18 protein-coding genes are annotated in these 21,112 nt (G+C 66.2%); 12 read left to right on the top strand and 6 right to left on the bottom strand.

Annotated features, from left to right (window positions below; genetic code table 11):
• Positions 1 to 123: 123 nt before the first annotated feature.
• Positions 124 to 786, top strand: a complete 663-nt coding sequence (locus tag EN857_RS17130) for a YggS family pyridoxal phosphate-dependent enzyme (protein ID WP_135858916.1) — start codon at positions 124 to 126, stop codon at positions 784 to 786.
• Positions 787 to 947: 161 nt separating this feature from the next.
• A complete protein-coding gene (locus EN857_RS17135; RefSeq protein WP_128345985.1) occupies positions 948 to 1,997 on the top strand; it encodes an aldo/keto reductase in 1,050 nt (349 codons plus the stop codon).
• Positions 1,998 to 2,051: 54 nt separating this feature from the next.
• Here the strand turns inward: EN857_RS17135 and EN857_RS17140 are convergent, their stop codons facing one another.
• On the bottom strand, positions 2,052 to 2,957 hold the full coding sequence (locus tag EN857_RS17140; RefSeq protein WP_127391486.1) for a LysR family transcriptional regulator: 906 nt from the start codon (positions 2,955 to 2,957) through the stop codon (positions 2,052 to 2,054).
• A gap of 122 nt (positions 2,958 to 3,079) precedes the next feature.
• Between EN857_RS17140 and EN857_RS17145 the strand changes: the two genes are divergently transcribed.
• Both EN857_RS17145 and EN857_RS17150 read left to right on the top strand, forming a co-directional pair.
• Entirely contained in the window at positions 3,080 to 4,261 is a 1,182-nt protein-coding gene (locus EN857_RS17145; RefSeq protein WP_127391492.1) for an MFS transporter, read from the top strand.
• Between the two features lie 38 nt (positions 4,262 to 4,299).
• Positions 4,300 to 5,334, top strand: a complete 1,035-nt coding sequence (locus EN857_RS17150; RefSeq protein WP_127391485.1) for an aldo/keto reductase — start codon at positions 4,300 to 4,302, stop codon at positions 5,332 to 5,334.
• A 180-nt stretch (positions 5,335 to 5,514) separates the two neighbouring features.
• Here EN857_RS17150 and EN857_RS17155 read toward each other — a convergent pair whose 3' ends face one another.
• Complete coding sequence (locus EN857_RS17155) at positions 5,515 to 5,787, bottom strand: aspartate-semialdehyde dehydrogenase (protein ID WP_127283041.1); 273 nt, start codon at positions 5,785 to 5,787, stop codon at positions 5,515 to 5,517.
• 304 nt (positions 5,788 to 6,091) lie between these two features.
• Between EN857_RS17155 and acs the strand changes: the two genes are divergently transcribed.
• Together acs and EN857_RS17165 are read left to right on the top strand one after the other, a co-directional pair.
• Complete coding sequence (gene acs, locus EN857_RS17160; protein ID WP_127391484.1) at positions 6,092 to 8,047, top strand: acetate--CoA ligase; 1,956 nt, start codon at positions 6,092 to 6,094, stop codon at positions 8,045 to 8,047.
• Positions 8,047 to 8,796: an MOSC domain-containing protein gene (locus EN857_RS17165; protein WP_127391483.1), complete on the top strand. Its 750-nt coding sequence runs from the start codon at positions 8,047 to 8,049 to the stop codon at positions 8,794 to 8,796. The genes acs and EN857_RS17165 overlap by 1 nt, the downstream gene beginning before the upstream one ends.
• A 312-nt stretch (positions 8,797 to 9,108) precedes the next feature.
• Here the strand turns inward: EN857_RS17165 and EN857_RS17170 are convergent, their stop codons facing one another.
• Entirely contained in the window at positions 9,109 to 10,521 is a 1,413-nt protein-coding gene (locus tag EN857_RS17170) for a pilus assembly protein (protein WP_127391482.1), read from the bottom strand.
• 408 nt (positions 10,522 to 10,929) lie between these two features.
• Positions 10,930 to 11,799 (bottom strand): transglutaminase family protein, encoded by an 870-nt coding sequence (locus tag EN857_RS17175; RefSeq protein ID WP_127310069.1) that lies wholly within the window; start codon positions 11,797 to 11,799, stop codon positions 10,930 to 10,932.
• A 252-nt stretch (positions 11,800 to 12,051) separates the two neighbouring features.
• Here EN857_RS17175 and EN857_RS17180 point away from each other — a divergent pair, with 252 nt between their 5' ends.
• Positions 12,052 to 12,714, top strand: a complete 663-nt coding sequence (locus tag EN857_RS17180; protein WP_127392989.1) for an HAD-IA family hydrolase — start codon at positions 12,052 to 12,054, stop codon at positions 12,712 to 12,714.
• A 44-nt stretch (positions 12,715 to 12,758) separates the two neighbouring features.
• Here the strand turns inward: EN857_RS17180 and EN857_RS17185 are convergent, their stop codons facing one another.
• The gene (locus EN857_RS17185) at positions 12,759 to 12,980 is read right to left on the bottom strand and encodes a DUF1674 domain-containing protein (RefSeq protein ID WP_127286787.1); all 222 of its coding nucleotides are present in this window, start codon (positions 12,978 to 12,980) and stop codon (positions 12,759 to 12,761) included.
• 102 nt (positions 12,981 to 13,082) lie between these two features.
• Here EN857_RS17185 and htpX point away from each other — a divergent pair, with 102 nt between their 5' ends.
• Both htpX and EN857_RS17195 read left to right on the top strand, forming a co-directional pair.
• Positions 13,083 to 14,102: a zinc metalloprotease HtpX gene (gene htpX, locus EN857_RS17190; protein WP_127286786.1), complete on the top strand. Its 1,020-nt coding sequence runs from the start codon at positions 13,083 to 13,085 to the stop codon at positions 14,100 to 14,102.
• Entirely contained in the window at positions 14,099 to 15,475 is a 1,377-nt protein-coding gene (locus tag EN857_RS17195; protein WP_245493236.1) for an RsmB/NOP family class I SAM-dependent RNA methyltransferase, read from the top strand. The genes htpX and EN857_RS17195 overlap by 4 nt, the downstream gene beginning before the upstream one ends.
• 144 nt (positions 15,476 to 15,619) lie before the next feature.
• Here the strand turns inward: EN857_RS17195 and EN857_RS17205 are convergent, their stop codons facing one another.
• A complete protein-coding gene (locus tag EN857_RS17205) occupies positions 15,620 to 16,537 on the bottom strand; it encodes a phytanoyl-CoA dioxygenase family protein (RefSeq protein WP_127392991.1) in 918 nt (305 codons plus the stop codon).
• 94 nt (positions 16,538 to 16,631) lie between these two features.
• On the opposite strand from EN857_RS17205, the gene EN857_RS17210 reads away from it, so the two are divergent.
• The 3 genes from EN857_RS17210 (at position 16,632) to purH (ending at position 21,073) form a co-directional block, all read left to right on the top strand.
• Positions 16,632 to 17,468, top strand: a complete 837-nt coding sequence (locus EN857_RS17210; protein WP_127392993.1) for a helix-turn-helix domain-containing protein — start codon at positions 16,632 to 16,634, stop codon at positions 17,466 to 17,468.
• Positions 17,469 to 17,626: 158 nt separating this feature from the next.
• The gene (locus EN857_RS17215) at positions 17,627 to 19,351 is read left to right on the top strand and encodes a heparinase II/III family protein (protein WP_127392992.1); all 1,725 of its coding nucleotides are present in this window, start codon (positions 17,627 to 17,629) and stop codon (positions 19,349 to 19,351) included.
• A 105-nt stretch (positions 19,352 to 19,456) separates the two neighbouring features.
• The gene (gene purH / locus EN857_RS17220) at positions 19,457 to 21,073 is read left to right on the top strand and encodes a bifunctional phosphoribosylaminoimidazolecarboxamide formyltransferase/IMP cyclohydrolase (RefSeq protein WP_128345984.1); all 1,617 of its coding nucleotides are present in this window, start codon (positions 19,457 to 19,459) and stop codon (positions 21,071 to 21,073) included.
• The last annotated feature ends 39 nt before the right edge of the window (positions 21,074 to 21,112 follow it).

Genomic DNA, 21,112 nt, shown 5'->3' on the forward strand with positions numbered 1-21,112 from the left:
GCACGAACCGCGGGGCAATGCCCGGCGGCCCAGGAAAATGTCGTCGCGGTGTTCACCATGGATTGCCGGACCCGTCAACTGCGGCGAGCCGGCGAGGACCAAAACTACAGGCAGGATATGGGCATGACGAGCGCCGTCGAACAGCTTTTTGCCGTCAAGGCAAGGATTGCCGCCGCCGCGCGCGACGCCGGCCGCGACCAAGGCGCGGTCACGCTGGTGGCGGTGTCAAAGACCTTCGAGGCCGCATCGATCAGCCCGGTCATCGAGGCCGGCCAGCGGGTCTTCGGCGAAAACCGCGTGCAGGAGGCGCAAGGCAAATGGCCGGCGCTGAAGCATCAATTTCCCGGCATCGAATTGCATCTGATCGGTCCGCTGCAGTCGAACAAGGCCAAGGAAGCGGTCGCGCTGTTCGACGTCATCGAGACCGTGGACCGCGAGAAGATCGCCGCCGAACTTGCCAAGGAGATCGCACGGCAGGGCCGGAAGCCAAAACTCTACGTTCAGGTCAACACCGGCTCGGAGCCGCAAAAGGCCGGCATCGAGCCGCGCGAGGCGGTCGCCTTCGTCAGGCGCTGCCAAGAGGTGCACGGCCTCGCCATCGAAGGCCTGATGTGCATCCCGCCGGCTGATGAGAACCCCGGCCCGCACTTCGCGCTGCTGGAGAAGCTCGGCAAGGAGGCCGGCGTCGCGAAGCTCTCGATGGGCATGTCCGGCGACTACGAGACGGCCATCGCCTTCGGCGCGACCGGCGTCCGGGTCGGCTCGGCGATCTTCGGCAGCCGATAGCTGGGCGATGAATCTTGCCGCAAAGGCTTGCCAGGCCTAGCGGTGGCTGCCCGACGGTTCTCTTGAGCCAGTTGCCCGCCTTGCTTGCTCCAGCACTTGAAACGGAACGTACCGTTCCTATTTGCTCAGCGTCATTCCCATTCCTCCCTGGAGCTCCCACCATGCGCTACAATCAACTCGGAAACACCGGGCTGTTCGTCTCCGAACTTTGCCTCGGCACCATGACCTTCGGCGCCGCCGGCGAGAACGCCCAATGGGGCCTGATCGCCAGCCTCGACCAGAAAGGCGTCAACGAGATCGTCGGCCGCTCGATTGCCGCCGGCGTCAACTTCTTCGACACGGCCGACGTCTACTCCTTCGGCGCCTCCGAAAGACTGCTCGGCCAGTCGCTCCACGACCTCGGCGTCAAAAGGTCGGACGTCATCATCGCCACCAAGGTGCATGGCGTCATGGGCGAGGGCCCGAACCAGCGCGGCTCCTCCCGCGGCCACATCATGGATTCGGTCGAGGCCAGCCTCGAACGGCTGCAGCTCGATCACATCGACCTCTACCAGCTGCACGGCACCGACACGGTGAGCCCGATCGACGAGACGCTGCGGGCGCTCGACGATCTCGTGTCCAGCGGCAAGGTGCGTTACGTCGGCGTCTCGAACTGGCAAGCCTGGCGCATCGCCAAAGCGCTGGGCATTGCCGAGCGAAAGGGATTTGCCCGCTTCGAGACCGTGCAGTCCTACTATTCGATCGCCGGCCGCGACCTCGAACGCGAGATCGTGCCGCTGCTCAATGAGGAGAAGCTCGGCCTGATGGTCTGGTCACCGATGGCCGGCGGCCTGCTCTCCGGCAAATACGGTCCGGGCGCGCCCGGCAATGGCGAAGGCCGCCGCGCCTCCTTCAACTTCCCGCCGGTCAACGAGGATCGCGCCTGGGCGGCGGTCGCCGTCATGCGCGAGATCGCCAGGAAGCACGATGTCAGCGTTGCCACGGTGGCGCTCGGCTACGTGCTGGCCAAGCCCTTCGTGATGAGCGTCATCATCGGCGCCAGCCGCATGGACCAGCTCGAGCAGAACCTTGCCGCCACCGCGCTGAAGCTCGACGCCGAGGATCTCGCCAGGCTGGACGAGGTCAGCGCGCTGCCCTCCGAATATCCCGGCTGGATGCTGGACCGGCAGGGCGCGGGCCGGCGCCCGGCGCCGTTCGTGCCGAAGGCCTAGTTCGTCCGCTTCGTCTGAGCAGCCGCGCGTCCCTCGGGCGCGCGGCTTCCTCGTTCAGAGCCGCACCGTTTCGACCAGAAAATCGAGAAAGGCACGCACCCTGGCCGGCAGGTGCTTGCCCTGGCCGACATAGACGGCGTGGGTCATTTCCTCGTCGCCGGGATTGAAATCCTCGAGCAACGGCACCAGCTGGCCGGCGGCGATGTCGGGCTCGACATGCCAGCGCGCCAGCCGAGCGATGCCCGCGCCGGCAAGAGCCATCAGCCGCATCGCCTCGCCGTCGCTGACCTGGGCATTGCCCGTGATTGGGACCACGGTGGCACGGCCGGCCCTGTCGGCAAACGGCCAGCCGTCGATATGGCGCGCGAAGCGGAAGCCCATGCGGTTGTGGCGATCGAGATCGGCCGGCGTGCGCGGCGTGCCGCGCGCATCGAGGTAGGAAGGTGCCGCGACCACCACCACGCCGCTCTGCCCGAGCTTGCGTGCCACCAGCCGTGATTCGCCGAGCGGCCCGGCGCGGATGGCGACATCGGCGCGCTCCTCCATCAGGTCGATGACATGGTCGGTCAGGACGATGTCGACCGAGATTTCGGGATAGCGCTCCAGGAAGCTCGGCAAAAGCGGGATCAGCCGGTGCTGGCCGAACGGCACATAGGAGTTGATCCTGAGCAGGCCGCGCGGCGCGGCACCCGCTGCTGCCTCGCGCTCGGCCGCCGCCATGTCGGCCAGGATGCGCACGCCGCTGTCGTGGAAGGCGGCCCCTTCCGGCGTGAGCTGCAGCCTGCGCGTCGAACGACTGACCAGGCGGGCGCCGAGCCGCGCCTCCAGCCGCGCGATCAGCTTGCTCACCGCCGACGGCGTCATGCGCAGCGCGCGCGCCGCCGCCGAAAAGCTGCCAGCCTCGACGACGCGGACAAACACCTCGATCTCGCCGGAGCGGTTTATCTCTGATCTCGCCATCTAAGAATCTATTTCACAACCGATGTGCCTCGGGCAAGTCTGGTTCACAGACGGCAGCAACACGATCTTCCGAGCCGGGACGCGGGGAAGTGCGTCCCGGCACCACCAACGGGACGATCGCCATGCCTCTTGCTCTCTATGCCCTTGCCGCCGGCGCCTTTGGCATCGGCGTCACCGAGTTCGTCATCATGGGCCTGCTGCTCGAGGTCAGCGGCGACCTTGGAGTCTCGATCTCGGCCGCTGGCCAGCTGATCTCCGGCTATGCGCTGGGCGTCGTTATCGGCGCGCCGCTGCTCACCATCGCCACCGGCCGCTGGCCGCGCAAGACCGTGCTCCTGGCGCTGATGGCGATCTTCACCCTTGGCAATCTGGCCTGCGCGCTCGCTCCCGATTACTGGACGCTCATGGGCGCCCGCGTGCTCACCGCCTTTGCCCACGGCACCTTCTTCGGCGTCGGCTCGGTCGTGGCGACGGGGCTGGTCGCGCCCAACAGGAAAGCCTCGGCGATCGCGCTGATGTTCACCGGGCTGACCGTCGCCAATATCCTCGGCGTTCCCTTCGGCACCTGGCTCGGCCAGGCCTTCGGCTGGCGCGCCACCTTCTGGGCGGTGACGCTGGTTGGCATCGCGGCCTTCGCGGTCATCTTGGCCCTGGTGCCGCGCGACCAGCCAGAGCCCCAGAAGAGCAATCTGCGCGCCGATCTCGCGGTGCTCGGCCGCGCACCCGTCCTGCTCGGCTTCGCCACCACCGTGCTTGGCTATGCCGGCGTCTTTGCCGTCTTCACCTACATCGCTCCGATGCTGACCGAAATCAGCGGCTTTCCGGAAGCGGCGGTGTCGCCGATCCTGCTGGTCTTCGGCGGCGGCCTCATCGCCGGCAACCTGGTCGGCGGCAAGGCCGCCGACCGCTGGCTGGTGCCGTCCGTGCTCGGCAGCTTGATCGTGCTGGCGCTGGTACTTGGCCTGATGACCTTCGCCCTGCAGAGCCAGGTGCTTGCGGTCATCTTTGTCGGCCTGCTCGGCGCCGCTGCCTTCGCCACCGTGGCGCCGCTGCAGATGTGGGTGCTGGAAAAGGCCGAAGGCGCCGGGCAGAGCCTCGCCTCCTCCTTCAACATCGCCGCCTTCAACCTCGGCAATGCGGCCGGCGCCTGGCTGGGCGGCGCGGTCATCTCCCATGGTCCGGGCCTCGGCGCAGTGACCTGGGTTGCCGCCCTGCTGCCGCTTTCGGCACTCGGCGTCACGGCACTGGCGCTGCGCCTCGATCGCACCACGATATTAGGCGAGCCGGCATCCGCCCGCTCGTAACAACCCGACAAACCCCTTCGACACCACAGGAGCAAAAAATGGACTATCGACGTCTTGGCGCCTCGGGCCTGAAGGTTCCGGCGCTCTCGTTCGGGGCCGGCACCTTTGGCGGCTCCGGCCCGCTGTTCGGCGCCTGGGGCAACAGCGATGCGCAAGAGGCGCGCCGGCTGCTCGACATCTGCCTCGAGGCCGGCGTCAACCTCTTCGACACCGCCGATGTCTATTCGAACGGCGCTTCGGAGGAGGTGCTGGGCGCGGCGATCAAGGGCCGCCGCGACGCCGTGCTGATCTCGACCAAGACATCGCTGCCGATGGGCGACGGGCCAGCCGACTACGGCTCCTCGCGCTCGCGTCTGATCAAGGCGGTGGAGGACGCGCTCAGGCGTCTCGGCACCGACTATATCGACCTCTTGCAATTGCACGCCTTCGATGCCGGCACGCCGATCGAGGAGGTGCTGTCGACGCTGGACGACCTCGTGCGCGCCGGCAAGCTGCGCTATGTCGGCGTCTCCAATTTTTCCGGTTGGCAGGTGATGAAGTCGCTCGGTCTGGCGAAGCAGCACGGCTATCCGCGCTACGCCGCGCATCAGGTCTACTATTCGCTTCTCGGCCGCGACTATGAATGGGAGTTGATGCCGCTCGGCCTCGACCAGGGCGTCGGCGCGCTGGTGTGGAGCCCGCTCGGCTGGGGCCGGCTGACCGGCAAGATCCGCCGCGGGCAGCCGTTGCCGGAAATGAGCCGGCTGCACGACACGGCAAGCTTCGGCCCGCCGGTCGAGGACCAGCACCTGTTCAAGGTCGTCGAGGCGCTCGACGCCGTGGCAGAGGAAACCGGCAAGACCGTGCCGCAGATCGCCATCAACTGGCTCCTGCAACGGCCGACCGTCTCCTCCGTCATCATCGGCGCCCGCAACGAAGAGCAGTTGCGCCAGAACCTCGGCGCCGTCGGCTGGGCGTTGACGCCGGAGCAGATGAAGAAGCTCGACACGGCAAGCGAAGTCACCGCGCCCTACCCGTATTTCCCTTATCGCCGCCAGGAAGGTTTCGCCCGGCTCAATCCGCCGACGATGTGAGGGCTGGCGCCGCCTAATCTCCCCCCTCAAGGGGGAGATGTCGCCAAAGGCGACAGAGGGGTCGCCGCGCGTGAAGCGCCGACTTGATCTTCACGGTTCCGCAAGGGCGTCGCGCTCTATGTGAGACGACCGCCTCTGGCCGCTTTGCGGCCATCTCCCCCTCAAGGGGGGAGATTAGCCTCAATGCAGCACGAACTCTCCATCCACCTTGCGCCACTCGTTCGGCGCGATCAGCGTCTGGTGCGTGTAGGTCACCGAATGCAGCGGCCCGTCGAGCTTGGCCTTCCAGAACTCGATGAAGCGGATCAGCACCGGAAACTTCGGCGCGATGTCGTAGTCCTGCCAGATGTAGCTCTGCAAGAGATGCGGATGGTCCGGGAAATGATAGAGAATCTTGGCCGTGGTCAGCCCATACCCCTTGAGCATCAGATCGATTTCGGAATGATCATACATTGCAGCCCCCTGCGACGATCTCCTTTCCTCCCAATGTCGGATTCTGCGCTCAGTTGCTTAACTGTCTATTGATTTTTTCTGATCGTATCGGCCTTTTCCTTCGCCAAAACATGCAGTTAGCAGCGATGGGCGGAGAGTGCTGACAGGGTGTTGCGATGCCCCTGCGTCATCCCGCCGCGCGAATCCAACGTCTAATATTGCCGTCGGCGCGGAACTGTTAATAATGCGCCCGAATTCGCGGCCGCGTCGCCGCGTCGCCGCCGGCGCTTCAAGCCAGCGGAACAGTCCGGGAGGAAAGCGAAGAATGTCCGAGGTTCACGTCCATCGGGTGCAGCCGGCGTGGAAGAAGAACGCGCTGATCGACAACGATACCTATCTCAAATGGTACGCCGACAGCATCAAGAGCCCGGACAAGTTCTGGGGCAAGCACGGCAAGCGCATCGACTGGTTCAAGCCTTTCAGCAAGGTCAAGAACACCTCGTTCGACGGCAAGGTCTCGATCAAATGGTTCGAGGACGGCGAGACCAACGTGTCCTGGAACTGCATCGACCGCCACCTGAAGAAGCGCGGCGACCAGACCGCCATCATCTGGGAAGGCGACAATCCCTATGACGACAGGAAGGTCACCTACAACGAGCTCTACGCGCATGTCTGCCGCTTCGCCAATGTGCTGAAGAAGCACGGCGTCAAGAAGGGCGACCGCGTCACCATCTACATGCCGATGATCCCGGAAGCAGCCTATGCGATGCTGGCCTGCACGCGGATCGGCGCCATCCATTCGGTCGTCTTCGGCGGCTTCTCGCCGGACGCGCTGGCCGGCCGCATCGACGACTGCAAGTCGACCATCGTCATCACCGCTGACGAGGGCCTGCGCGGCGGCAAGCATGTGCCGTTGAAGGAAAACACCGACAAGGCGATCGAGATCGCCGCCAGGGCCGGCACCGCGGTCGACAAAGTGGTGGTGGTGCGCCGCACCGGCGGCAAGGTCGGCTGGGCGCCGGGGCGCGACGTCTGGTACCACGAGGAAGCCGCCACCGTTAAGGCCGACTGCAAGCCGGAGAGGATGAAGGCCGAGGATCCGCTGTTCATCCTCTACACCTCCGGCTCGACCGGTAAGCCGAAGGGCGTGTTGCACACCACCGCCGGCTATCTCGTCTACGCCTCGATGACGCACCAATATGTCTTCGACTACCACGACGGCGACATCTACTGGTGCACCGCCGATGTCGGCTGGGTCACCGGCCACAGCTACATCGTCTACGGCCCTCTCGCCAACGGCGCCACCACGCTGATGTTCGAGGGCGTGCCGAACTACCCCTCGCAGTCGCGCTTCTGGGAAGTCATCGACAAGCACAAGGTCAACATCTTCTACACCGCGCCGACGGCGCTGCGCGCGCTGATGGGCGCCGGCGACAGCCATGTGACGAAGACCTCGCGCAAGTCGCTGCGCGTGCTGGGCTCGGTCGGCGAGCCGATCAATCCGGAAGCCTGGGAGTGGTATTTCAACGTCGTCGGCAACGGCAAGGTGCCGATCGTCGACACCTGGTGGCAGACCGAGACCGGCGGCATCCTGATCACGCCGCTGCCCGGCGCGACCAACCTCAAGGCCGGCTCGGCGACGCGGCCCTTCTTCGGCGTCCAGCCGCAACTGGTCGACGGCGACGGCAAGGTGCTCGAGGGCGCCGCCGACGGCAATCTCTGTATCACCGATTCCTGGCCCGGCCAGATGCGCACCGTCTATGGCGACCACGACCGTTTCGTGCAGACCTATTTCTCGACCTACAAGGGCAAGTACTTCACCGGCGACGGCTGCCGCCGCGACGCCGACGGCTATTACTGGATCACCGGTCGCGTCGACGACGTGCTCAACGTCTCCGGCCACCGCATGGGCACCGCCGAGGTCGAATCGGCGCTGGTCAGCCACGACAAGGTCTCCGAGGCCGCGGTCGTCGGCTATCCGCACGACATCAAGGGCCAGGGCATCTACTGCTATGTCACGCTGATGGCCGGCGAGACGCCGAGCGACGGCCTGCGCAAGGAATTGGTCGACCATGTCCGCAAGGAGATCGGCGCCATCGCCACGCCCGACAAGCTCCAGTTCGCGCCGGGCCTGCCGAAGACCCGCTCGGGCAAGATCATGCGCCGCATCCTGCGCAAGATCGCCGAGGACGATTTCGGCGCGCTTGGCGACACCTCGACGCTGGCCGATCCGGCCGTCGTCGACGACCTCGTGGCCAACCGGCAAAACAAGAAGAGCTGATGGCCGACGCCGCGGCCCTGGGCACGGTCAGCCAGCTCTGGCGCTATCCGGCAAGCTCGCTCGCCGGTGAGCGCCAGGACGCGATCGAGGTCGGGAGCCGCACCGTCGCCGGCGACCGCCTGTTCGGCCTCGTCGATGCGACAAATGGTGAGATCGCACGGCCGGACCGGGAGGCGAAATGGCACAAGGTGCCGTTGATCCGCACCCGGCTGTCGAAGGCCCGCGAGCTGGAAGTCGCCGTCCCCGGCGGCGGCTGGCTGGCGGCGCCCGGGGCCGAAAGCGATCGCGCCGTGTCCGCCTTCCTCGGCTTCGAAGCCTCGATCCGGCCGTTCGACCAGGATAACGCCGCGCCCTCCTATGCCGGCCCGCTGACCGAGGCGCGCTATGCCAAGGCGCCGATCCATCTGCTGACCACCGCCTCGCTGGCGCGGCTGAAGGCGCTGCATCCGGAAGGGGCGGCCGACCCACGCCGCTTCCGCCCGAACATCGTCGTCGACATGGAACCGGTCGAGGGCTCGTTTCCCGAAACCGAATGGATCGGCCGCAAGCTGGCCGTCGGCGACCTGCTGCTGACGGTCTCGGAGCCGTGCCGGCGCTGCGGCTTCACAATCATCGCCCAGGACGGTTTCGACAGCGATCCCGGCATCCTGCGCAATCTGGTGCGCCACAACGCCCACAATCTCGGCGTCTACTGCACTGTCGACCGGCCGGCGCGGGTCGAGATCGGCGCGCCGATGCGCTTCGTCTGACCAAGGCGCCGCGCACCGTTTTCGTCTGCCCCTTGTCTTTTGCTGCAACGCACCCCATCATGAAGGTGTGTTCAACAGATCGAAAGGAGGTGATCCGATGTCGAGTGATTTCGTTTTCCAGAACGTGGCCTCAGCGGATTGCACTTTCGGGAAGCAGTCTTCCCGTTAAGGCGCGAGAAGCGCGGCAGGTGATGCGATGGCATCACCGCCAGAGACCGCGCCATGGACGGAAACACGGAAGGCCGCCGGCTTCGTCAAGAAGCGGCGGCCTTTTCCGTTTGTGGGAGTTGCGCAGGCTCGCCGGGGAACGCCTCAGCGATTGATCGTGAGCTTCTCGATATTCTTGGTGATCTTGCCGAAGGCTTCGGCCAGTTCCGGACCGTTCGCCGCCTCATAATAGTGCTTGAGCGACGACGTATCCGCCGTGGCGCAATCCTTGAGCAAGGTCTTTGCCTGGTTGCGCTCCGTCGTTGTCATCGACGGATCGTTGAGATCGAAGCCGATGGTGAAGATCTCGATGCCGTCGCGCTTCATGTTGGAGCAGATGCTTTCGGCGTTGCCGCGCGACATCTGGCCGGCGTCCTGTGATTTCGGCGCGCCGCGTGCTCCGGCGAAGGCGGTGTTGAACTGGCCGTCCGTCATCAGGATGGCGATCTTGGCCACCTTCCTGCTGTCGAAATTGGCGGGACCGGCGCCGAGGCCGGCATCGGCGATGGCGGAGCGCCACGCCGGGGAGAGCATGTAGTAGCCCCACTGCGCGGCGATCCCGCCGGACGTGACGCCCGCGGCGCTGAAATGATCGATGGCGGTGAGCAGCTTTGCTTCATCGGCCGTCAACGGAACGAGGGCCGCCGAAGGGCATACTTTCATGCGGTAGTCGCGGTTGACCTTGGCCTGGTAAGTCTTGCCCTTGTTGTCGAGACGCAGCGTGTAGGGTCCGTCGGAGGAATAGTCTGCATAGCCGTCCTTGTCCTTGCGCTCGGTCGCGCATTTGTCCGGCGCCGACGTCGCCGAAGCCGAGACAGGCGCATCGATCGGCGGCGGAACCTTCGGGCCATTCGTCGTCTCGACGAACACGGTGCCGGCCAGGCCGCCTGTGTTGACGGCCTCGGCATAGGGGACGATTGATACGCGCACACGCGGGTTGCTGGGGTCGCGGTTCTGGCCGAGCAGATCGCTGACGGCGTTCGAAGCGGCGGCCTGCAGGTCGCCGATCTTGTTGGTCTTGGCGCGCTTGTCGGGAGCCATCGAACCGGTGACGTCGAGCATCATCGCCACCTCGATCGTCTTGTCGGAATAGAGCGCCGTGGTGGAGGCCGCGACGCGCTTGGTGTCGCCCATGCTGAACAGCGGGAAGTAGAAGGCGACATCGACATGCGCGTCCGCCCGGACGGTCTTTGCGGTCTTGTCGACCGTCAGCCTGTCGAGAACGATCTGATCGGCCTCCAGGATGCCGGCCGCGCTGTTTGCGTCGAGAAACGCCTGCACCGACTTGTTCGCATCGGCTTCCTTGATGACGCCGGTGGTCAGATCCCGCGCCGTCGAGGTGACCGCTGCGTCGACCACGCCCTGCAGGCTCGATTGGGCATTATAGAGCTGGGTGATGTTGACGCCGAAGCCGACGCCGAGCGCCAGCACCGACGCGGCAAAGCCGAACAGGATGGCGAAGTTTCCGCCGCGATCCCTGGCAAAGCCGCCCTGAACAAGACCTACAAAACGCCGCATCTTCCGCCTCCATTCGCTATCGGCCTCGAAGCCGTCTGACGGATGCGGTGCAGGATTCCGGCCGGTTGGGCCGTCACGCCGGATGGAATCCGGCGTCCTCTGGTCAAGCTCTTGTTTTTGCTTGTGTTCTAAGCGGCACAAGGTGAACGGCCGGTAAACAAAAAACCGCAGGCGCGCCGTCGTTTAGGAAGCGCTTACCATGATCGGCCTTGGCGCCGCCGAGCCGCGGAACGCGGTCCCAGTCCGGCACAGGCGCGCTGTGCCGAAGCGGATCATGGCGTTTGGGCGATCAGGCAGTCGCGGCGGGCGACCAGGGTTGTTCATCGTTTCATGAAAACGCTGACCACCTGCCTCTTGTTTTGACGCAATTCCTGACGGAAACCGTGTCACCCTTTTCCTGGAATTGCTCTACGCCAGCATGCGCGCGCTGGCCGTCCTGTCGAGACCGTGATGGGGCGGACTGAACAGATTGCGTTCCTGCTCATAGGTCCAGACCTTGAACAGGGTGAGCCGGTGCGGGCCGAAACTGTGCAGCAGCGGCACGTCGGTGGCGTCGCGGCCGCGCGCGATGACGATGCGACCGATCCTCGGAATGTTGTGGCGGGGATCGAACGCGTACCATTTGCCGTCGAGGAAGACTTCGATCCAGGCCGAGAAATCCATCGGCGCCGGGTCGACAGGCACGCCGATGTCGCCGAGATAGCCGTTCACATAGCGGGCCGGGATGTTCATGGCGCGGCAGAGCGTGATCGCCAGATGCGCGAAGTCGCGGCAGACGCCGACACGCTCCTCATGCGCCTGCGCCGCCGTGCGGGTGGCGCGCGCATAGCCGTAGCCGAACGACAGCCGGCTGTGGACATAATCGACGATCGCCTGCGCCCGTGCCCAGCCCGGCGGCAGGTTCCCGAACAGCTGCCAGGCGAGATCGCTGAGATGATCGGTCTCGCAGTAGCGGCTGCCGAGCAGATAGACCAGCGCGTCGTCGGGCAGTTCCGCCACCGGCGTTTCCCCGGCCAGCGTGTTGACCTCGTCCGGCTCGCCGCTGTCCTCGACGACCGCGTCGTAGAGGATGCGAAAGCCCCCGGCGGGCGCGGTGAAGCGACGGCAGCTGTTGCCGTGGCGGTCGTGGTAGACCCTGGTCGGCACCGAAGGAGATGTCAGCACGCGCGTCTGCCGCTTGATGTCGGGCTGGCGCTCGCTGTGGATGTCGAGCAGTGAGATGATCGGCGTGGCTCCGGTGCATTCAATGGCGATTTCGTAGCCGAGCCGTATCAGCATCACGATTACCCCCTGCGGTCATTCTGGAAGACAGTCTTTTCAAACGCGGCAGGCCTGCCATGGTTCCGCTTGGAACGCTTTCAGGAACAGTGCGTAGTGGTCTTCCGTACGGAATTGCGCAAAACAGATATTGGAGCGGTTCGCACCGCTCCGGCGTGTCAAAAGGCAGCCTTGCGCCTTTCCACGGGCCGGCCATGAGGCTACGGTCGATCGCAGCTTAGTCCCTCCCGAAAACGACCTCCAGGATTTTAGATGTTTGCAGGCAGAAAATTCGCGGCCTTCCTGTTCGATATGGACGGCACGGTGATCAATTCCATTGCCGCGGCCGAAAGGGTGTGGACTGACTGGGCTCAGCACCAGGGCCTCGACGTGGCGGCCTTCCTGCCGACGATCCACGGCAAGCGGGCCGTCGAGACCATCGCCGGACTGATGCTTCCGGGCATCGATCCGGTGCTCGAGGCCGACACGTTGCTGAAAGCCGAAGCGGCCGATCTCGAAGGCATCGTGCCGATCGCCGGCGCGGTGGCGTTTCTGAGCTCGCTGCCGCCGGAGCGCTGGGCGATCGCCACCTCGGCGCCGCGCGAACTGGCGCTGCTGCGCATGGAGGCGGCCGGCATTCCGGTTCCCGCCGTGATCGTCGCGGCGGAGGATGTGACACGCGGCAAGCCGGCGCCCGATTGCTTCCGGCTGGCGGCCGAAAAGCTCGGCGTCGATGCGCGCGACTGCCTGATCTTCGAAGACGCGCCGGCCGGCATCGCGGCGGCGGAAGCGGCGGGTGCCACGGTGATGGTGATCAGCGCCACGCACACGCACCCGCTCGCGACGCCGCACGTCAGCATCGCCTCCTATGACGCGCTCGGCGTCGCGACCGACGACGGCTGGATCGTCCTCGAACCACAGCGCGATGCAGCCTAGGATGCGTGAGATTCAGGTCAGGCCGGCCTCACCTGGATATTCTCTCAGAAATCGCTGGTGAGACCCTTCACCTCCCAGTCGCCGTAGCGGCCGGGTTCCTTGCCGCCGCGGCCGCCGATTTCCTTGGGCATCGCGGCTTCCTTTTCGCGATATTTCCGGCGCCTCGCCTCAGCCTCCGCCAGCGCGCGGCTGGCCGCCGGCGTCAGGGTCTTTTGTGGCGCGTCGCTCGCCGCCGCGGCATCGACTTTGCTGGTCTGGTCGGTCATGCGATAGTCCCGGCGCATTGAAACAGGGGCAGGTGTCTCCCATCATATAGCCATGAACTCGCAAGGATCGACCCCTTTCGCCATCACGGACGGATCTAGACGATGAACACCCTTCGCACCGCCATGCTTCTTGCCGCGATGACGGCGCTGTTCATGGGCGTCGGCTTCCTGATCGGCGGCTCCGGCGGCATGGTGATCGCGCTGCTGATCGCCGCCGGCATGAATCTGTTCAGCTACTGGAACGCCGACAAGATGGTGCTGTCGATGAATCGCGCCGTCGAGGTCGATGCGAAGAACGCGCCCGAGTTCTACGCCATCGTCGAGGCGTTGGCCAAGCAGGCCGGCCTGCCGATGCCGAAGACCTATCTGATCGACAATCCGCAGCCGAACGCCTTCGCCACCGGCCGCAATCCCGAGAATGCCGCGGTGGCCGCCTCCACCGGGCTTCTGGAACAGCTCTCGCATGAGGAAGTGGCGGCGGTGATGGCGCACGAGCTCGCCCATGTCCAGCACCGCGACACGTTGACCATGACCATCGTCGCGACGCTGGCCGGCGCCATCTCGATGCTCGGCAACTTCGCTTTCTTCTTCGGCGGCAACCGCGACAACAACAACCCGTTCGGCTTCGTCGGCGTGCTGGTGGCGATGCTGGTTGCGCCCTTCGCCGCCATGATCGTGCAGATGGCGGTGAGCCGCACCCGCGAATACGAGGCCGACCGGCGCGGTGCCGAAATCTGCGGAAATCCGCTCTGGCTGGCATCTGCCCTTGACAAGATCGCCCGCGGCGCCGAACGCATCCGCAACCCGGATGCCGAGCGCAATCCGGCGACGGCGCACCTCTTCATCATCAATCCCCTGCACGGCGAGCGCATGGACAGTCTGTTCTCCACCCATCCCAACACCGACAACCGCATCGCCGCCCTGCAGGAGATGGCGCGCGAGATGGGCGGCCGCCCAGCGCAGGCGCCACGGCAGGCGCCGACATCCGATCCGGCGGATGACGAGCGGACGCCAGGTCCATGGGACCAGGCCGCGCGGCCGGAGCAGCCGGCGCAACCCGCCAGGCCTAGGCCCAATCCTTGGGGCCGCAACCCGACCGGGCCCAAGGGTCCGTGGTCGTGAGCGGCGCCAAACGCCGGCAGCGCACCCCAGGCGATCGTGACGACAGGACCGAGGCAGTCGCGGGCCTCGCCGCGCGCAAGGCGGCGGCGCGCTTGCTTGCCGCTGTCATCGACGCGCGCACGCCGCTCGACGGGCTGACCGACCACGAGAACGGCCACCCGCAATATCGGGCGCTCGACATGCGCGACCGCGCGCTGGTGCGCGCCATACTGGTCACCGCGCTGCGCCACCGGATGACGATCGCCGGGCTGCTTTCCCGCCGGCTGGAAAAGCCGCTGCCGCAGAACGCCACCGCGCTGTCGCACATATTGCATGTGGCGGCGGCGCAGATCCTGTTCCTCGACATTCCCGACAGCGCCGCCGTCGACCTTGCCGTCACCCATGCCAAGTCCGATCCGCGCACGCTACGCTTTTCCGGCCTCGTCAACGGCGTGCTGCGCACTCTGGCGCGGGCCAAGGACGCCGAACTCGCTCCCGCGCTGGCCGCCATCGAGGAGGCGCCGACCTGGTTTTCCGGCCGGCTGAGGGCCGCCTACGGCGCGGACAAAGCGATGGCAATCCTTGCCGCGCATCGCCACGAGGCGCCGGTCGATTTCTCGGTCAAGTCCGATCCGGTGGTCTGGGCCGAGCGGCTCGGCGGCATCGTCCTGCCGACCGGCACGGTGCGGGTGGAAAGGCTCAGTGCCTCCGTCCCCGAACTGCCCGGCTTCGCCGATGGCGCCTGGTGGGTGCAGGACGCCGCCGCCGGCCTTCCCGCCCGCCTGTTCGGCGACATCAATGGCCTGCGCGTCGCCGACCTCTGCGCTGCCCCCGGCGGCAAGACGGCGCAGCTCATCCTTGCCGGCGCGCGCGTGACCGCCGTCGACACCTCGAAGAACCGGCTGACGCGGCTGGCGCAAAATCTCGAACGCCTCGGCCTGGCCGCTGAGCTCGTGCAGACGGACCTGCTCGACTACCGGCCGGCGGAGCCGTTCGACGCCGTTCTTCTCGACGCGCCCTGCTCCTCGACCGGCACGGTCAGGCGGCATCCCGACGTGCCGTGGACCAAGACCATGGCCGATGTCGAAAAGCTCGCCGCGCTGCAGCGCAAGCTGCTCGACCGCGCCGTCGGCCTGGTCAGGCCCGGCGGGCGCATCGTCTTCTCCAACTGTTCGCTCGACCCGCTCGAAGGCGAGGAGCTTTACCGCGCTTTCCTCGCCGATACCGCCGATGTCGCCGACGATCCCATCCACCCCGGCGAGATCGCCGGCATCGATCCGTTCCTGACGCCGCACGGCACGCTGCGCACCACACCAGCCGATCTACCGCACGAATCGCCCGGACTGTCCGGTTTGGACGGCTTCTTCGCCGCCCGTATGCGGCGAGTGGCCTAGCGCCAAAGGCGGGCTGAGATTCAGGTCAGGGCGGGGACGAAAATGGTGGCTTCCGAGAACCGGAGCGGAGCGTGCTTGAAGTAAGCGAGCACCGGCAGGAAGCCGCCATTTGCAGGCTGGCCTCACCTGAATATCGGTCCGCCTTTAGAGCATGTCGTCTAGCGACCAATGCTTGCCCCACCGGGCATCGATCTCGTCATCGACGTTCTGATAGCGGATATCGGTGGAGAGCCGGATCCGCCCGGTCAGGCTTTGGTTGGTCGTCGAGGCATGGATCATGTAGGGCGAGTGAAGAACGACATCACCCGCCTCGTAGTCCGCCATCAGCCAGCGCGTATCGAACCGTTCCGCCATATCGGGCAGGTCCTTCGACACCCAGCCGCCCTCGCCCATATTGCGATTGTAGGCGCTGATGCGCTCCTCGGCGCTGAGCCCGGCATTGTCCTTCATGAACTGCGCCTCCATGGCGGCGCCGACGACGTGCGAGCCTTCGAGATAGACGAGCCCGCCCATGTCGACCGGGATGTCGCCAATCGGGATCCAGGCGGTGACCACGCGGCTGCTGCCGCCACGCAGATAGACGAGGTCGTAATGCGCCGGCGTGGCGACGGACGTGCCGGGCTGGGTGAAGCGCATGATCTTGCGCTTGTGGAGATAGGACACCCCACCCACGAACGCATCCATGAGGCGCGCCATCAGCGGCTGCGCGCAAAACCCCTCATAGGCGGTCGAGCGGACCAGCGACATCAGACGGCGATCGGCGAGCTGGCGGTCGAACGCGCCGACGGCCGCGATGCCGAGCGAAGGGTCGTGCCCGGGCATCAGCAGACCGCTCTCGGCCAGATGCGACAGCACCCAGCCGCGGAAATCGATCACATCGCCGCGCGGCAGCAAGCCCTTCAGCCAGACATAACCTTGCCTGCCGAAGAGTTCGCGGATGGCCTCGATCCCGGCGCAAGCATCGGTGGGCATCAGATACCCCAACCGGTTCGGAGCCGTCGACAGCGCCTTGCCATTGGCCGTCAGCGCGACCGGAGGGACGATGTCGGCCGATCTTGACATTTCAATCATCCTCGACGGTTATCAGCTCCCGTGTATGTGCCTTGAACGTGGCATTGCGGCCATGGACGGAACAGCAGAGCTGGACTTTTCGCTCATGCTCGATCGACATTTTGCGCTGTACAGATCGCCGCCGGCGGCCGCGGGCGGCCTGTCGGTGACCGGGGTCGGCCGCCATCGCGTCACGCAGGCAATCACCAAGCGCAGCCTGCCCCATTTTGCCCTGGTGCTTGTGGAGGAAGGGCGCGGCTGGCTTGAAACCAGGGCCGGCGGCAAGCAGGCGATCGAGGCGCCGTCCCTGTTCTGGCTGTTCCCAGGCAGGACGCACTCCTATGGGCCGGACGGATCGGGATGGCTTGAGCGCTGGGCGCTCTTCGAAGGCGCCCTGACGCGCGATTTCACGCGGCAGCGGCTGATGATCGACGCGGCGCCGGTGGTCCCCTTGCGGGATCTTGGCGAGATGCAGCGCCTGTTTGACAGGCTGCATGCCGAACTGTCGCAGGATAGCGTGCTCAGCCGGTCGGAAGCCGCCGCGACCATGCACCAGATCGTCGTGCGGGCCGCCCGGCAAGCGGCGGGCTGGAGCGGCCGGGAGCCAGATCGCCAGGGCGCGGCCGACTTCCAGCATGTGATCGACGAATTGCGCAATCGCGCGGTCGGGCAAATCGACCTCGACGCCTTCGCCGCGGAATTCGGCGTCTCGCCGGCGACGCTGCGCCGCAAGGCCGCGCGGCTCACCGGCATGTCGCCCAAGGCATTTCAACTGCGCATCCGGCTCGATCTTGCCAAGCAAATGCTGGCCGCCTCGGATTCACCCATCGAATCAATCGCAGCCGCGGTTGGTTTCCACGACGCGTTTTATTTTTCCCGGCTGTTCCGGGATCGCGAAAATTGCTCCCCAAGCGAGTTCCGCGGCCGCCACAGGCGGAAGTGAGCGCCGAGAAACGACGCGTCAATCGGCGAGATGAACCGACTTTTTCAGGGAGGGCCGTGTCCGGATTGCGTGCACGGCCTCACTTCCGCGAAATGCGCCTTCGCATAAGTTCTTGAATCATATAAGCTTGTGCTTGGGCAGGGACATCAGGAGGGGCTTTGGCACTTGTTGCCGGAAACACGACGCGTCTATGGACGCTCGTCGCGAAGGAGTTCTGGCGCAAGACGCGCCGGCGTTTGCGCGCCGGTCCAGTCTACCGCTGGCGCTATTCCGGCCGCACGCCCGAACGCGTCCTGATCGCGCCGCCGGACCTGAGACTCGCCGATCCGCAGATCGCGCTTGAGATCTACTATGGCCGCTATCCGCTGTCCGGGCATCTCGTCGAGACCGGCGGCAAGTCCCCCTTCCAGATCGAGGTGCCCAATCGCGGCTGGCAAAAGACGTTGCACGGCTTTCGCTGGCTGCGCCATATGCGCGCGGCCGGCACCGAGCTTGCCGCCGCCAATGCCCGCGCCCTTGTCTCCGACTGGATCGCCATCCACGGCAACCAGATTTCCGGCATCGCCTGGGAGCCCGGCACCACCGCAAAGCGGGTGATTGCCTGGCTGCAGCATTCCTCCGTCGTGCTGCAGGGCGCCGAATTCCCCTTTTACCGCGCCTTCCTCAAATCGCTGGCCGTGCAGATCCGCTATCTCCGCTCGATGGCGCGGGCGATGCCCGAAGGCAAGGACAGGCTGCGCGCCCGTATCGCGCTCGCCTTCGCCGCTCTGTCGCTGCCGGCGCCGGCATCGGCGTTGCGCGGCGCCACCCGCAACCTCGCCGAGGAGCTCGACCGCCAGATCCTTCCCGACGGCGGCCATATCTCGCGCAACCCGATGACGGTGCTCGAGCTTCTTGCTGACCTTTTGCCGCTGCGCCAGACCTATGCCAACCAGGCCGAGACGCCGCCGCCGGCCTTGATGGGCGCCATCGACCGCATGCTGCCGGCATTGCGCTTCTTTCGCCATCAGGACGGCAGCCTCGCCCGCTTCAACGGCATGGGCGCGACCATTCATGACCGCATCGCCACCATCCTGCGCCACGACGACACCGTCGGCGCACCGCTGCTGCACGCGCCGCATTCCGGCTATGAACGGCTGTCGATGGGCGGCGTCACCGTCATAGCCGATACCGGCCTGCCGCCGCCGGTCGACGTCTCAAACGCCGCGCATGCCGGCTGCCTCGCCTTCGAAATGTCCTCCGGCCGCCAGCACTACATCGTCAATGCCGGCATCGACACCTATGGCGCCGCCGAGTTCCGGCCGCTGGCCCGCGCCACCGCGGCGCATTCGACCGCCACCATCAACGACACGTCCTCGGCGCGCTTCAGCCACTCGCTGCGCGTCAACGACCTGCTCGGCTCGCCCTTGATCGGCGGCCCGCAGCATGTGCCCTGCAAGCGCACCGATCAGAAGGGCAGCCAGGGTTTCCTTGCCCGTCACGATGGCTATGCCCAGCGCTTCGGCTTTCTGCACGAGCGCGAACTGAAGCTGTCGACCAATGGCAATGTGCTGGCGGGCCGGGACCGCTTCCTGCGCCCCGGGGGAGCCGCGATCCGCAACAATGGCCGCGACTTCGTCACCGTCCGCTTCCACGTCCACCCCGACATCAACCTGCTGCAGGACGAGCATGACCGGCTGGTGCTCGCCGCCGACCAGGGCGACACCTGGGTGTTCACCTGCACCGAGGTGGTGCCCGAGGTGGAGGAATCGATCTATTTCGCCGGGCTCGGCGGCCCGCGCCGCAGCCGCCAGATCGTGGTTGCCTTCAAGGCCTCCGAGCTATCGGAGGTCCACTGGCAGCTGACGCGCACGACCATCGCCGGCTACCCGGAAAACAGCTGACGGCGCGCAACGGCGTGCGATGCCAACCGCACGGTGCTTGATTTCCTGACCTCATATGCTACGGCGCGGGCTGCTTCCAATCCAGCCTTGAAAGGCCGCCAGCCCATGGCCGTCGCCGCCAAGAACATTCCCGCGCCCGACCTGGTTCCCGTGCGCCGCGCGCTGCTGTCCGTCTTCGACAAGACCGGCCTGATCGACTTCGCCAGGGCGCTCGCCGCCGGCGGCGTCGAACTGGTCTCGACCGGAGGCACCGCGAAAGCGATCGCCGATGCCGGCATGGCGGTGCGCGACGTCTCCGAACTGACGGGCTTTCCCGAGATCATGGACGGCCGCGTCAAGACGCTGCACCCCTCGGTGCATGGCGCGCTGCTCGGCGTGCGCGACGATCCCGAGCATGCCAAGGCGATGCACGACCATCACATCGAGCCGATCGACCTCGTCGTCTGCAACCTCTATCCGTTCGAGGAGGTGCGCCGCTCCGGCGCCGGCTACGCCTCGATCGTCGAGAACATCGACATCGGCGGACCGGCGATGATCCGCGCCTCGGCCAAGAACCACGCCTATGTCGCCATCGTCACCGATCCCGAGGACTATGCCGCGGTGCTCAACGCGCTGGAGATGAACATCGGCTCGCTGTCGCTGGATTTCCGCAAGAAGCTGGCGGCCAAGGCCTTCGCCCGCACCGCCAGCTACGACGCGGCGATCTCCGGCTGGTTCGCCGAAGCGCTGGACATCGAGCATCCGACCTGGCGCGCCTTCGGCGGCCATCTCGATCAGGTGATGCGCTACGGCGAGAACCCGCACCAGAGCGCCGGCTTCTACCCCAACGGCGACAAGCGGCCAGGTGTCGCCACGGCGCGCCAGCTGCAGGGCAAGCAGCTCTCCTACAACAACATCAACGACACCGACGCCGCCTTCGAGCTGGTCGGCGAGTTCGATCCGGCCCGCGCCGCGGCCGTCGCCATCATCAAGCACGCCAATCCCTGCGGCGTCGCCGAAGGGACCTCGCTGAAGGCGGCCTACGCCAAGGCGCTCGCCTGCGATCCGGTCTCGGCTTTCGGCGGCATCGTCGCCATGAACCGCACCCTCGACGCCGAAGCGGCCGAGGAGATCGTCAAGACCTTCACCGAGGTCATCATCGCGCCCGACGCTTCCGAGCAGGCGACCGCGATCGTCGCCGCCAAGAAGAACCTGCGCCTTCTGGTCACCGGCGGCTTGCCCGATCCGCGCGCCGCCGGCACTTTAGCGAAATCGGTCGCCGGCGGACTGCTCGTCCAGGGCCGCGACAATGCGGTGGTCGACGATCTCGAACTGAAGGTGGTGACCAGGCGGGCGCCGACGTCGGCCGAGATGGCCGACCTGAAGTTCGCCTTCCGCGTCGCCAAGCATGTAAAGTCAAACGCCATCGTCTATGTCAGGGACGGCGCCACGGTCGGCATCGGCGCCGGCCAGATGAGCCGCGTCGATTCCTCGCGCATCGCCGCCCGCAAGGCGCTCGACGCGGCGGAAGCCGCGGGGCTCCCGGAGCCGTTGACCAAGGGTTCCGTGGTCGCTTCAGACGCGTTCTTCCCTTTCGCCGACGGCCTGCTGTCGGCGATCGAAGCCGGCGCCACCGCCGTCATCCAGCCGGGCGGCTCGATGCGCGACGACGACGTGATCGCCGCCGCCGACGCGCACGGCATCGCCATGGTGTTCACCGGCGTCAGGCATTTCCGACACTAGCTCCCGGCTGAGAGACGTTTGAGAATTCGCTCCGCTGAG

This window comes from Mesorhizobium sp. M4B.F.Ca.ET.214.01.1.1 (genome assembly GCF_004791545.1).
In the GTDB taxonomy this organism is placed as follows: domain Bacteria; phylum Pseudomonadota; class Alphaproteobacteria; order Rhizobiales; family Rhizobiaceae; genus Mesorhizobium; species Mesorhizobium abyssinicae.